Source organism: Anabaena sp. TISTR 8404 (assembly GCF_056847745.1).
In genome coordinates, this window is sequence record NZ_CP180578.1 from 4,486,206 (window position 1) to 4,499,345 (window position 13,140).

The following is a 13,140-nucleotide window of genomic DNA, read 5'->3' on the forward strand; positions in this document are numbered from 1 at the left end:
AGAAATAATTATGTCATTGATTTTTAGTTTCATGTATATGTTTGTTACAAAAAGACTACGTAAACAACATTAAGTTATAAATGGGCGTGAGAAAATATGAAGGATGGAGTATGAAGTCTGAAACAAATCCTAGTAATTTTGTTGATGATTTTAACATTGTGTTTTTAGACAAGCCTGAAAACCTTAGAAAATAACAGGATTTCGTAATTCACATCCAGCGTGAAAAGTTAAATTTCACACTTCACACTTCACCCTTCATACTTCACCCTTCATCCTTTCCTAGCCTGGACTGTAAAGCATCTCTGGCATGTTCTCTATCATCAAAGTGAATTTTTTCTGTACCGAGAATTTGATAGTCTTCGTGACCTTTACCAGCTAATAACACGCCATCCCCAGGTTGGGCTTGTAAAATTGCCGTACGAATAGCCGTAGCCCGATCGCAAATTACAGTTGGTTGCACAGTGTCGGGAATTCCGGCTACAACATCTTGCAAAATCCGTTCTGGGTCTTCGGTACGGGGGTTATCAGAAGTTACGACAGCCACATCTGCCAAATCTGCGGCGATTTTACCCATTTTTGGACGTTTGGTGCGATCGCGATCGCCACCACAGCCAAACACACAAATCATCTTACCTGGAATAAATGGGCGTGCAGCTTTGAGTAAGTTTTCCAAACTGTCGGGGGTATGGGCATAATCAACAATAACACTGATATCTTGTTGGGGACTAACTTGCACTCGTTCCATCCGTCCGGGAACGCCAGGAAAATCACCAATTGCAGCGGCGATTAACTGTAAGTCTAGTCCTAAGTGAAGAACTGCTCCCACTGCTGCTAAGACATTTTCTAAATTGTATTGCCCAACCAGCGGTGAACGAAATGTAACTTCACCCTTTGGTGTATGTAAAATACCACTAACACCATCTGGCTGATAATTTAAATTGCTCATCCACAAATCGGCATTGCGCTCGCTGACACTGTAACTCCAAACTTGTTCTGGTTGCAATGTCGCAATTAATCGTTTGCCGTAGGGGTCATCAGCGTTAATTATCGCCTTGCCTTTGAGATAATTGGGACTAAATAACAACGCCTTCGCCGCGAAATAGTCCTCCATATCGCTGTGATAGTCCAAATGGTCTTGGGTGAGATTGGTAAATACTCCTACCTCAAACGGACAACCCAAGACTCGACCTTGCGCCAAAGCATGAGAACTCACTTCCATTACACCAAACTCACAACCAGCATTCACTGCTGCTGCTAACTGCTGTTGTAGTTCCACGGCAAATGGCGTAGTGTGGATAGCAGTTTGCACAAAACCTGGCCAGCGAGTGTATAAAGTTCCCATCAAAGCCGTAGCCAGATGAGCTTTGTTAAGGAAAAATTCAATTAAGTGAGTGGTGGTCGTTTTACCGTTTGTGCCGGTCACACCCACTAATTTGAGTTTTTGTCCTGGATAATCGTAAAAAGCCGCTGCTATTTGCGCGCAAGCTTGAGTCATGTCACTAGCACTAATCACTACAGCCTCCGGCGTGGGAGGATTTTTTTCGGCAGCTTGGGAAGAAACAATCGCCGCTACCGCACCAGATGCGATCGCACTCGGCCAAAATTCTCCCCCATCTACCCTGGTTCCTGGCATTCCAATAAATAAATCTCCTTCACCGCAAGCATGGGAGTTGGTTTTTAACCCCTTGACTTCGGCATCTGCCAACTCAGAATTGTTAGGCAATTGTGCCACACTGTCTACTGCTGCTAGTAATTCCCGCAATTTCATCTTGTGAACCTCGCCACACGCTTGTCTTGCGCTTATTCTGCATCATTTTTTTTGGTATTGGATAAATACTTACACAACATTTGCTGAATTTGCTGGACATTAGCACGAGGAGAAGGACGTGGTAGAGGTTGTTCAAATGCTTCTGAACCTGGAAGATTGGCTAAAACCAGCACTGGGACTTCATATTGATACGCCAGCAACCAATCTTCACGAGTTGTAATGTCACGAATTTCTAACTCTACAGTAGTAAAATTTTGTGTCTCTAAAATTTGTTCTAATTTTTCCTGTAAGCCCTCGCACAGATGACAACCGGGTTTACTGTATAAAATCAAGCGCATAGAAGTATGAAGTGTGAAGTATGAAGTCTGAAATTTTCTGCTTCAATCTTATTCATCTTATAGCAACCACCAAGTCAGCTAGGTCATTGTTAATTGTTGATACTCAGCACTTTCAACTCAGCACTAGAAAAAAAGCGAATGGGGGTCATCTGCCTTCTAATATGGACTATAGTCAGTTTTTGTGGAGTTTTGGGAATGACCGCAACAGATCCTGTGAAGTTGATGAAGCAAGAGGTTGGTAAAGCTGCCGCCCTATTAGTAAAATCAGGTTCAATTGTCGGTTTAGGTACGGGTTCAACTACAGCTTATACAATTCAGTATTTAGGCGATCGCCTCAAATCTGGTGAACTTAAAGATATTGTCGGTATTCCTACTTCTTTTCAATCAGAAGTATTAGCAAAAGAGTACGGTGTACCACTCACCACTTTAGATGCGGTTGACCACATTGATATTGCTATTGATGGTGCAGATGAAGTCGACCCCCAAAAGAATTTGATTAAAGGTGGCGGTGCAGCCCATACCCGCGAAAAAGTTGTCGATTATTTAGCAAAACAATTCGTTGTTGTCGTAGATAGTGGTAAGTTAGTTGATCGTTTGGGTTCTGTGTTTGCCGTTCCAGTAGAAGTTATCCCAATGGCAATTACTCCCGTCACCAATGCCATCAAGCAACTTGGCGGTAAACCAGAATTGCGTATGGGTGTGAAAAAAGCCGGGCCAGTCATCACCGATCAAGGTAACTTTGTCCTTGATGTCAGATTTGACTCTATTGACGATCCAGTGAATTTAGAAAAAACCCTCAATAACATTCCTGGCGTTTTAGAAAACGGCATCTTCGTCAACTGTGCAGATGTAGTTTTAGTTGGTGAAGTCGTAGACGGTAAGCCAGTGGTGCGGCAATTGTAATATTAGCCGGGATTTAAGTAGCAAGGTTGTTTTTGTAGAGACGCGAAATTTCGCGTCTCTACCAGAATTAGGCGTACTTATTAATTACCTGTGCAAAATCTGGTACTGCTTCTTCTACGTGTTGTTTGGCGGAACCCCTAAATTTTTCATAGGTTCCACGCACAATTTGCCGCTTGACACTCTTAAACTTAGTATCAGTTACGCTCAATATTGCGTCTGCTGTGCGAGATTTATTTGTTGCTAAGTGCGCTACTGGATCACCTTGTTGTACACCTTCAGCCCACATCGGATCAAGCGCATTAAAGCATTCTGGTAAAAGTTGCTCAACACCGTAGGCAATATATCCTGGCTTAATTCCTTTGAGGGCTGCAAAGGCAGTTTTGAGTGCAATACCGCTAATTCCTGACTTAGAAGTGATTTGTGCTTCTAACAATTTGCAACAGTCATCTATAACCATTGCTTTTTTGTCTGAGTTTAAAAGTTTGTCGCTCAGTCTCATTTCACTCCTCCATAATGTTAAGGCGATCGCTGTTCTCTATTCTTCCCACCAAGTAGGAAATTATAAAAAATGTTAACAGAGCCAGAGAGTTTTCGTAGCCTTGCTGCTGTATGTTGACAGACTTCAGTAATTATGGGTAATGGCTATTCAATTTATCTAATTGAGTAAAAAATAATTTAATTTAGCGATCGCATTTTATCCTTCTTTTCTGCAAGTTTAGTTAACTACAGCACTAAAACGTCAAACATAGAGACACGAAATTTCGCGCCTCTATATAGGTTGAGATAGTTATTCATGGTATTGAAATCGCCCTGTGCTGTACTGTGACACACAGCAGATTGCAGGTGAATGAGGTACTAGTTTTAACCAAAAAGTTATGTAACAAAAGGCTTTCAAGCCTGTTCCTTTTCACGCCAGTTCGCTCAACGGAGGACACTTCCGCACGCGACTGGCTCCCCTGTTACCTGTTCCTTACTGTAGAGCGATCGCCATTCCAAAAACCAACTATATTATTTTATTTTTCTGAATTAGAATTTTCTCTTGTTTCTCTTACCTTGCGCAACTTTTGAATTAATTCACGGTCAGGTTCTCCAGACGATGATAGGCGGCTGGTATTAGTAACCGTTGTCGATGATGGTGTTGGCTGAACGTTATTAGGTACTGGGGTTAACAATGGTTGAGCCGTTACTGCTGGAGTCGGCTTTAGCTGACTACTATTGCCTACTGGCGTAATCACAGGCTGATTATCTGTTGCTGGTTTAGGCAATGGTTGAGTTGTGGCTGATGGTGTTTCAGTTGGTTCTGGAGTAGCCCCAGCCGTCTTGCTACTATCTTGGAAACGCAAACTAAATGGATAACGGCTAATTGCTTTATCTCCCTTGAGAGATTTGGCATTAGCATTGAAATATTGTCTTGCTTTTAATTGCAATGCTGGCGAAAGTAATTTGTCTTGGAATTTGATATCCAATACTTTACCATCAGGATCTACTACTATAAAACCTAAAACAGTACCCTCCACACCCGCTGTACTAACAGAAACTGTGTCCCGAATTACTGCTTTTTCTTCTGAATTAGGATATTGCTGTTGGAGTGCTTTTCTCAGTTCTTCGTAAGATTGTACTTGAGCGATTAGCGTTTGGTTGGGTGCTTTTATGGGCAATTTAGGCAAGATTGGTGTATTTACGGGCTGTGAAGTTGGGAGACTTGCCGTTGATGATGTTGTATTATCACCAGCCTTAGGCGTTTGAGCTATACCAGTTTCTGTAGTCTGGTTTTGAGGAATCCCTACATTAACATTATTATCAGGCTGTATTGGTTGGGGAGTAATTCTGTTGTTTGCAGCTGTAATACTTGAGCTAGTGGTAGGACTGGGAATTGGGCTATTCAGCAATTCCGGAGGTATTTTTGCTGGTGGTAGTTCTGGTAGTCTTTCTACTGGAAGTGGTTGCGATGTTTCTGGAATTACAGGCTTGTCATCAAAATTAGGAATTGATGAGGTAAATTTTTGACTACCAACTTTAAAACCAGAATTATCAAATTGAAAATCTTGTTTGGGAATCTTGAAAGACTGCCTTGTAGGTAATGAGGAAACGCGGTAGTTATTAGAAGTTGTAGGTAAGGATGGCAGTACTGGCTGTGTATAACTAGATGGTGGTAGCGGAGGCAGTACAGTTGTCTGGCTATTTAAATTTGGTGGAGGTACTTGTGGCTGTAGCGCTAGTTGCTGTTGCTGTGGAAATTTTGGTAGTTGCGGTTGCACAGCAAAATTAGGTGTACCTGGAGTTTGGGGTAAACGATTTTGATCAGCTTGACTTAACTCCAAAATGCCAACAGATTTTGAAGAAGCTGTTTCCTTCGGTTTACTAGGATCTACTGGCATTAATGGCACAATCAACGCAATAGCTCCATGAATACCAACTGAGGCTATAGCTGCTATTCCAGTTGGCTGGCTTAAAATTTCAGGTATATTTTTTAGCAGGGAGACGTAAGACATAGCTGTTATCGTTCACTCGGCTCAGTTGCAGTTTATTGGGAAATCAATATTATCTTGTTGGTAAAATATGCATCCCTCTAAAGATAATAAGTTCCTGGCAGAACTCAAAATGGCAAATTTTAGATTTTTTAGTCAGGTTTAATTTTTAAATGACGCAATTTTATCTTTCTAGGTTGCATTTGCAAATCAGGAAAAGAAATACTTTTCACTTTACTAATCGCCATTTTACGTATATGTTTACGTAATCTGAACTGACAATTACAGTAGTTGCCAGTGACGCGGAACGCATCAGTCTAAAGATATATCGAGCTAGATACAACCGGACTTAACTATCGGTATAACTGTTGTTTAGTCAGTTTAGATTTTGTAGTAGGTGGTTGCCAAAAATTGCATACAGAAGACATATTATCACATCAGGTAGTTGTAAATTGTGGCCAAATTGGCTTTTTCTCTAATAGAAATGACAAAAAGGTCTTCTTGAAGAAGAATTCAGCAGCCAAAACTACTAATTTTTTGCACTAATTTTTAGAATTGGTAGAGGTTTTAAAAGAGTTGATTCATCCACTACTTATACAAAATTCATACTGAATTTTGACAACTGGCTCCTAAATTCCATTTTGATAATTAATATTTTAATGACATTATTTCAACTCAGAGACTCTTTAATTTAATTGCAAAATGCCGTTACCTACAGTTATTGTGCCTGGATATTTAGAAAGCGCGATCGCCTACCTTACCCTAGAACAATCCCTGAAACAGTTGGGGTTTCCTACAGTCACAGTACCACTACGACGGCGCGATTGGCTCCCTACCATCGGTGGCAGGCCTGTGACACCAATTTTGCAGCAGCTAGACCTGACTGTTAAACAGATATTGCAGGAATATCAAGCTACCCAAATCAATCTAATTGGACATTCAGCGGGTGGTTGGATTTCCCGGATTTATTTAGGAGAACAGCCCTACACTCCACGCAGTCAAGCTAATCCCTCGGTTTGGAATGCTCATCCTTTAGTCGCCACACTCATCACCTTAGGTACACCTCATATCAGTCAAGAACGCTGGACGCGCTGGAATCTTGACTTTGTGACTAATAACTATCCAGGCGCATTCTATAAAAATGTGCGTTATGTGTGTGTTGCTGGCAAAACCATCTTTGGCGAACGGCGACCTGGTAGCTGGTTAGCCTACAGCAGTTATCAATTAACATGTGGTCAAGGGAACACTTGGGGAGATGGTATTACACCTATTACTGCTGCTCATCTCGAAGGGGCAGAGAATCTGATTATTGAAGGCGTGAGACACTCACCCAGAAGCCCTGGAATCTGGTACGGTTCGCCAGAACCACTAAAAGTTTGGGTCAAATATCTGATTTAAAAATTTTATCTTTCTTTGATGAAGGCAAAAAATATTTATATTTCTTAAATAAAATGTAATAAGAATACATATTTAACAAAGAACAGGAGGGGTGAATGATGCAAAGCACCCAGTTCGAGAGAATTTTGCGGCGACTTGCAACGATATTGTCAGTCGTAATTCTGACCCTGTGCTTGATTTATACGACCACTGGCATTTTGCTATCTTTTTACTACGAACCTACAGCAGGTGGCGCTTACAATTCCTTAAAAATGATTAATACTCAAGTGCCTTATGGCTGGTTGTTTTATAGAACCCATGAGATAGCAGGTAATGCCGCAATTGCGATCGCCTTGGTACAAATTGTAGTCATGTTCTTAGGACGACAATTTAGCAAGAGTTGGCTAGTTGCTTGGGTGAGTGGTGTTTTATTAGCAGTTAGTGCGATCGGGCTAGATTGGACAGCAATGCTCCTTGACTGGACGCAAGAAGGATACTGGCGTTTCAGCATTGAGTTGGGAACTATCGAAGCCATTCCCTTTATTGGTGAGCAACTGCGCAATATCCTGACTGGTGGTGGAGCGATTAACACCCTGACAGTGCAACATCTTTACGCTATCCACAGTTATATTGTTGCGGCTGCAACCTTAATTTTGGCAGTAGTACATTTACTGGCTCTACTGTGGCAAGAACAGGAAACTTATACAGCAGAAAATTTGGCTCAATTTCCCGAAACTTCACTAGTAGAAAGTTGAGCCAAAGTTGGTACAGCAACTTCTTCCACTTCCGGTAACTTTTCTACAGCTAAAGGAGTAGATTGACTAGCGCCAGACAAGCGTTTTAAAAGATTTGGTCTGGGGTCATGCAGTAAATATATAATGCGATCGCCTACTTCCCAATTTTGATTGGCCGACATCACTTGTAGACGTTCTTCTCGTTCTAATAACAGCGGTATCAATACCCCAGTCCGAATTTTTTCTTGGATGCGCTCTTGTTGACTATCAAAATCTGCTGCCTCCAAAGTTGTTGTTCCTAACTTCACGCGTCCATCATTCAAATACTCGTTCCAAGTCTTGATTGTTAAGTCATTAACAAAAGCTTGGTTAACCGTCTTTTGATTCCCGCCATTACTCGCCTGCGGGTCACGGGGAAATACTGCTAACACGCGCGGGGGGCTAAATTCCTCAGCCGCGCGTTGCGCTAAGACAAAATTGACTTCCCCATTACTCGTCATCGCCAAAAAAGTTCCCATAGAAGCTAATCCTGCTTCTTCCAAAACTCCAGTGTCGAGAGCGCTACTAGCAATTACTCGAATATTTTGCTCTGCTGCTTTTTCACAACGTTCCGGGTCTGTATCAATCATTACAACAGCTTCTCCCCGTTCTTGAAAGAAACGGGCAATTAACAAACTCAAAGAATTACAACCGACAATCACCGCTCCAGTTGCATCTTTGGAGGTAATTTGTAATAGTTGGGCGATCCCGCCAGCTGTTAACCCTTGGCAAACTACTGTCATGATGATGGTGAGAAACACTAAAGCTTTAATGGCATCACCACCATTGATCCCACGCTGGGTGAGTAAAATTGCAAATAATGAAGCAACAGAAGCAGAAACAATTCCTCTGGGAGCTACCCAGCTTAAAAATAATTTCTGTCGCCAGTTGAGCTTACTGTTCCAAGTACAAGCCAAAATGTTAATTGGCCGCACCACAAACATCAGTACTAAAACAGTTAATACACTACCCCAACCCAAAGCAAACACACTCGCAATTGATAAATCAGCCGCTAACAGAATGAAGAGTACGGAAACGCTGAGGATAGTTAACTGACCTTTAAAGCTGCGTAAAAGACGTTCTTCAGGTACAGAAGAATTGGCAAATACTGCTCCCGCTACTACTGTTGTCATCACTCCCGATTCACTACGAATCGTCTGGGCCAGAGAAAACAAACCCCAAAGTATTGCTAATACAACCAGGTTTTTTAACTCAAACGATAGCAAACTGGCATATTTGAAAACCCAACTCATCAAATAGCCACCAACTGCACCAATTGCTGCACCCACCCCCAAACGCATCAACAAACCAACAATGGCGTTAACTGGGTCAGCATCACCATTAACAATCGTATCCAAAACAACGAAGGCTAGAATAGCGCCTACTGGGTCGATTAAAACCCCTTCCCCTTCTAAAAGTGTTGCAACCTGCCGATCTACATTAATTTGTTTGAGCAGAGGCCCAATTACTGTTGGCCCCGTTACAACCACTATAGAAGCGTAAAGGAAAGCAATATTCCAAGGAAATTCACCCAGCCAATGAGCCGCCATACTTCCGCCAAGTAGGGTAATCAGCGTTCCTAGGGTAACGAGCAATTGCAGGCTAACTGAAACCCTGCCTAATTCTCGCAAATCTAAATTCAGTCCACCTTCAAACAGGATGATAGCCGTTGCTAGGGAAACAATTACTTCTAGTCCCGTACCTAGCGAATGCGGATGCAGCAATCCCAAACCATCAGAGCCGAGGACAATGCCCAATAAGAGCAATAAGACGATGCTAGGTACACGCAAGTATGCAGCCATTACTTGGGCGCTAATACCTGCTACGACAGCGATCACCATCTGTAAGGTGATTTCAAGAGATGCTTCCATGTTGTAGATTTTGAGCGATAAATTTCAAAATCTCTTTTAAAGAAGTGTAAAGATAACTTCTACAGAGTACAACATTACACTCTTTGTACCGGATGAAAATTTGATTTTCTTTCATACTTGGTTTTGTACGATACTCTATTGTCCTCTAGTTCTAAAAAAAGTGGTAGTTGGTTAATAGTCAAGGGTGAATAGTTAATAGTCAATTGTTTGTTTTTCTCCCTTGCCCCCTGCACCCTACCCATCTGCCTCTTCTCACCGCATCTTAGATGATCTGCAACAAAAATTGTTTTTTTGCAAAAGCTCTTGACATCATTGGGGAAATTGGTTAATTTATAAAAGGTTTGATTGCTATGCCCCCATCGTCTAGAGGCCTAGGACACCTCCCTTTCACGGAGGCGACGGGGATTCGAATTCCCCTGGGGGTATCTTAAATGGGCAATGATCAAACTAAATTCCAGCTTGTAAATAACAAAAGTCTTACGCCCCCATCGTCTAGAGGCCTAGGACACCTCCCTTTCACGGAGGTAACGGGGATTCGAATTCCCCTGGGGGTATTATATAAAAAATAGACAATAGTTTAAGTGTCAGGTTTTCCTGCTTAGAAGTTTCTAGTCAGGAAACCTTGACGAAATACCATCTACAAATGTCTACTATGCCAACTGTTCTACACGCTGGTAGATTGCTAAAAGATTTAGCTGGAGATCTTTACTCAGACGACGTTCAATAATAGTCACTGGCATAGTTAGTTTTGGCCAAACTTGGATGGTGTAGCAAAGATTAGTTCCCATAATGCCATCAAGAGAGTGAGGCTCTAGGTTCCAACTACCAGAAAAACCTTTAAAATCTCCCTCAACCATACAGAAAGTAATTTGTTTGGGAAAATATTCTTCCAAATCTAAAACTACACGCGCACAAAAGTTGAAATTCAATAAGCGTTGCGAGCCTACTTGCTCAAGTCGAATACCACCGTTAGGATGTTCCAATAAACGACTTTTGGCAAGATTAGGGATAAAGTCAACTAAGGCTTCATAATCTGTCAGCACTTGCCATATACGTTCCACAGGATGGGGAATGTGGATTTTAGCTGAAATTTGCCGTTGTCGCTCGGCTATTTTCTCGATTTGGACAGCCACAGGAGGCAAATTAGCGGGATCAATAGCCAAGTTGTCTTCTAGGCTGGTTTCATCAACAGCGGCGTTGAAATCAAGGTTTACTGTAGAGTTGTGTTGTTCAGTCACGGTCTGAATTATAGTTCGCTTTCGTCCGAAAATTGTGGCAGGGTGAGGGTAAAACAAACTTGACTTTGTTCAGAATCGGGAATTTGGGTACTTTCAACAGCGATCGCCCCATTCAAATGCTGTACCAGAGATTTGACTAAAGCAAGCCCTAAACCTGTACCCGGAGTCCATCGTCCTCCTTTACCACGACGGAACCGATCAAAGATGTAGGTTGCTTCTTCTTCGGAGATGCCCCGACCTGTATTAGTCACTTTAATAATAACTTGATCGATCAGTTGCTCAACTTGGTGACAGGCTTGCACATGAATTACCGTGTCATGCTCTGAGTATGTACACGCATTTGTTAATAATTCTTGCAGGATGCGGTTAAAACTTTCTAATTCAGTCTGTATTTTCAAAGAATCCTGAGGTAAATCCAGATTGATACTTAAGGCTTTAGCGGCTAGTTTCGGCTGGAGGTTGGCTGCTAATGCTTGAATTTTAGTATTTAAATCTATAGTTTCAAATTGTGGACGTTCTTGCTGGGACTCTAATTTCTGGAGTGTCAGCAGATCATTAATTAAGTTAATTTCTTTCGTACATTCTTGCTCTAAGATATCCATGTATCTTGCTTGCCGTTCTGGCTGGATTCCTGGCAAACGCAAATTCTTGATAGACATTTGCATATTTGTCAGTGGATATCGTAGGCGATCGCTCATATTGCTCAAAAATTCATCTTTGAGATGATTGAGTTCACGTAGTTGCTCAACATATTGCCGTGTTTTTTCATGCAATTTTGCTTGCAATTCTAGACTGCTTTGGAGTTTGGCTGTCCGTTCATCTACCAAAGTCTGTACTTGCCGCAATGTTTGTGATTGAATAATGGCGTTGCTCATCTGAGCGCAGACCATTTCCACAAGATTTAATTCTGCTGATTGCCAACTCCGGGCTGTTCCTTGCTGTAGAACAATAAATCCTAAAACTTTGCCTTGATTTTCTAATGGTACTAACAGTACTGCTGGTAGTGCATCAACTGCAAATAATGAAGCCGCTGTCCAAGTCTCTTGTAGATCTCTATAATCATTAATAATTACGGCTTTTCCTGGGTCTGTGAATACACGCTGGCACAAACCACACTCAGAAATCAAAAATGACTGAGGCTCAACATCTGATTTACTACCGGAATAAGTTTGTGTATTTCGGTTCCATTCAGCAGCTACAGTTGCTTTTGCCTTGGGAACTTGTTTTTTCGGTTGAGTTCTAAATAAAGGATCTGTATATTTGAGTAAAATTAGTAAGCCTCGGTCTGCCTGTAAAGATTCAGCAGTAGAGGAAATAGCCAACTGGAGCATTTGATTTAGCTCCAAATTACTCCGACTTAATATAGTTAGTTGCTTGATCAAGCTTTGGTGTTGCTCGCTTTTTTGCAGATGCTGTTGTTGCGAGGCGATTAACTGAACTTGTGATACTTGAGAAAAAGCGATCGCACAAGCTGACTCAATCAAATTTAATAGCTGTTTTTCTGTCTCATTCCAATTATATTGCTGGAATTTGATCAAATTAATCACACCATTATTCTGACCTGCAAACCTCGTAGGGATTGCTAAAACTGCTCTTACTGGTAATGGGAGGTGTTGGCAACCAACTACCAAACTATTTTGGATAGTAGAAATATCCTCAATGGTGAATGGTTCAGCCGCACATTGCACTACAGGAGAGTCCATCAACAGATTTTCTGTCGAGAGCAACTCACTTGGGTGTGGCATTGCCAGATACTCATCAGAACACCAATGCACGGCTATTGATTCATTAGATGCCTCTTTGGATACTGTTACTAAACAACAGCAATCGACTTTGAAAGCATCTCCTAGCAATTGAGCAATTTCTTGCAGCATCAATGTCGTTGCTGAGTTATTGGCGATGATGTGGTTAATTTTTTGTACCAACTGAAGAGTTGGTTCTTTCTGATGCTGCATCAGTTTGACTGGGTATGATTGTAGTCGTTCTAGGTCATCTGAACTCTGTGGCGGCAATGATAAACGCTTTTTCATTCCTGGCACGCTCTTGGATAATGACCTCATATCGTATGCACCCAATTTCTTGGCATGTTATTCACCATTATTTACGTTGCTGCACCTTGATGAGTGGTAAATCTTTTATCAAGACTTTCTCTCACCTGTTATAGCCCCTTTCTCTTGCAGATGAACAAGTTATTGGTATATTAAACTAATTTATACATGGGTATGGAAGTATTTAAAATATACTAAGGTGCTGCTTCCAGGGGATTTTAGGCTTTGACGCAGAACTTAATTACTAGACTTTGGCCTAGAATAGCTTGTCGGTAACTATACATAAACCGTAATTTCTCTGGAATTAAAATAAAAACTCTAAAAATGATTACCGCATTAATACTGCTAATTAGATT

General features: G+C 41.5%; 10 protein-coding genes and 2 tRNA genes. 5 read left to right on the forward strand and 7 right to left on the reverse strand.

Going from position 1 to position 13,140, the window contains the following annotated elements; translation table 11 throughout:
• Nucleotides 1–262 precede the first annotated feature (262 nt).
• On the reverse strand, nt 263–1,768 hold the full coding sequence (locus ACMX3D_RS19405; protein WP_482747504.1) for a UDP-N-acetylmuramoyl-L-alanyl-D-glutamate--2,6-diaminopimelate ligase: 1,506 nt from the start codon (nt 1,766–1,768) through the stop codon (nt 263–265).
• Between the two features lie 32 nt (nt 1,769–1,800).
• A complete protein-coding gene (locus tag ACMX3D_RS19410) occupies nt 1,801–2,106 on the reverse strand; it encodes a glutaredoxin family protein (protein WP_482747505.1) in 306 nt (101 codons plus the stop codon).
• A 195-nt stretch (nt 2,107–2,301) separates the two neighbouring features.
• Here ACMX3D_RS19410 and rpiA point away from each other — a divergent pair, with 195 nt between their 5' ends.
• Complete coding sequence (gene rpiA, locus ACMX3D_RS19415) at nt 2,302–3,009, forward strand: ribose-5-phosphate isomerase RpiA (RefSeq protein WP_482747506.1); 708 nt, start codon at nt 2,302–2,304, stop codon at nt 3,007–3,009.
• A 67-nt stretch (nt 3,010–3,076) separates the two neighbouring features.
• On the opposite strand, the gene ACMX3D_RS19420 is transcribed toward rpiA, so the two are convergent.
• Both ACMX3D_RS19420 and ACMX3D_RS19425 read right to left on the reverse strand, forming a co-directional pair.
• Nucleotides 3,077–3,508 carry a DUF6918 family protein gene (locus ACMX3D_RS19420; RefSeq protein WP_482747507.1) on the reverse strand — a complete coding sequence of 144 codons (432 nt, stop codon included), beginning with the start codon at nt 3,506–3,508 and terminating at the stop codon, nt 3,077–3,079.
• Nucleotides 3,509–4,022: 514 nt separating this feature from the next.
• Complete coding sequence (locus ACMX3D_RS19425) at nt 4,023–5,501, reverse strand: hypothetical protein (protein ID WP_482747508.1); 1,479 nt, start codon at nt 5,499–5,501, stop codon at nt 4,023–4,025.
• 678 nt (nt 5,502–6,179) lie between these two features.
• On the opposite strand from ACMX3D_RS19425, the gene ACMX3D_RS19430 reads away from it, so the two are divergent.
• Nucleotides 6,180–6,875: an esterase/lipase family protein gene (locus ACMX3D_RS19430; RefSeq protein WP_482747509.1), complete on the forward strand. Its 696-nt coding sequence runs from the start codon at nt 6,180–6,182 to the stop codon at nt 6,873–6,875.
• A gap of 98 nt (nt 6,876–6,973) precedes the next feature.
• Nucleotides 6,974–7,609: a cytochrome b N-terminal domain-containing protein gene (locus tag ACMX3D_RS19435; RefSeq protein ID WP_482752380.1), complete on the forward strand. Its 636-nt coding sequence runs from the start codon at nt 6,974–6,976 to the stop codon at nt 7,607–7,609.
• Here ACMX3D_RS19435 and ACMX3D_RS19440 read toward each other — a convergent pair.
• On the reverse strand, nt 7,576–9,498 hold the full coding sequence (locus tag ACMX3D_RS19440; protein ID WP_482747510.1) for a cation:proton antiporter: 1,923 nt from the start codon (nt 9,496–9,498) through the stop codon (nt 7,576–7,578). The two genes, ACMX3D_RS19435 and ACMX3D_RS19440, sit on opposite strands and share 34 nt — an antisense overlap.
• Nucleotides 9,499–9,850: 352 nt before the next feature.
• Here ACMX3D_RS19440 and ACMX3D_RS19445 point away from each other — a divergent pair.
• Both ACMX3D_RS19445 and ACMX3D_RS19450 read left to right on the forward strand, forming a co-directional pair.
• Nucleotides 9,851–9,923 (forward strand) — tRNA-Glu (locus ACMX3D_RS19445).
• Nucleotides 9,924–9,979: 56 nt separating this feature from the next.
• Nucleotides 9,980–10,052 (forward strand) — tRNA-Glu (locus ACMX3D_RS19450).
• A 96-nt stretch (nt 10,053–10,148) separates the two neighbouring features.
• On the opposite strand, the gene ACMX3D_RS19455 is transcribed toward ACMX3D_RS19450, so the two are convergent.
• Together ACMX3D_RS19455 and ACMX3D_RS19460 are read right to left on the reverse strand one after the other, a co-directional pair.
• Nucleotides 10,149–10,736, reverse strand: coding sequence for an SRPBCC family protein (locus ACMX3D_RS19455; RefSeq protein ID WP_482747511.1), 588 nt, complete (start codon nt 10,734–10,736; stop codon nt 10,149–10,151).
• Nucleotides 10,737–10,744: 8 nt separating this feature from the next.
• Nucleotides 10,745–12,766, reverse strand: a complete 2,022-nt coding sequence (locus ACMX3D_RS19460; RefSeq protein WP_482747512.1) for a sensor histidine kinase — start codon at nt 12,764–12,766, stop codon at nt 10,745–10,747.
• Nucleotides 12,767–13,140: the final 374 nt, after the last annotated feature.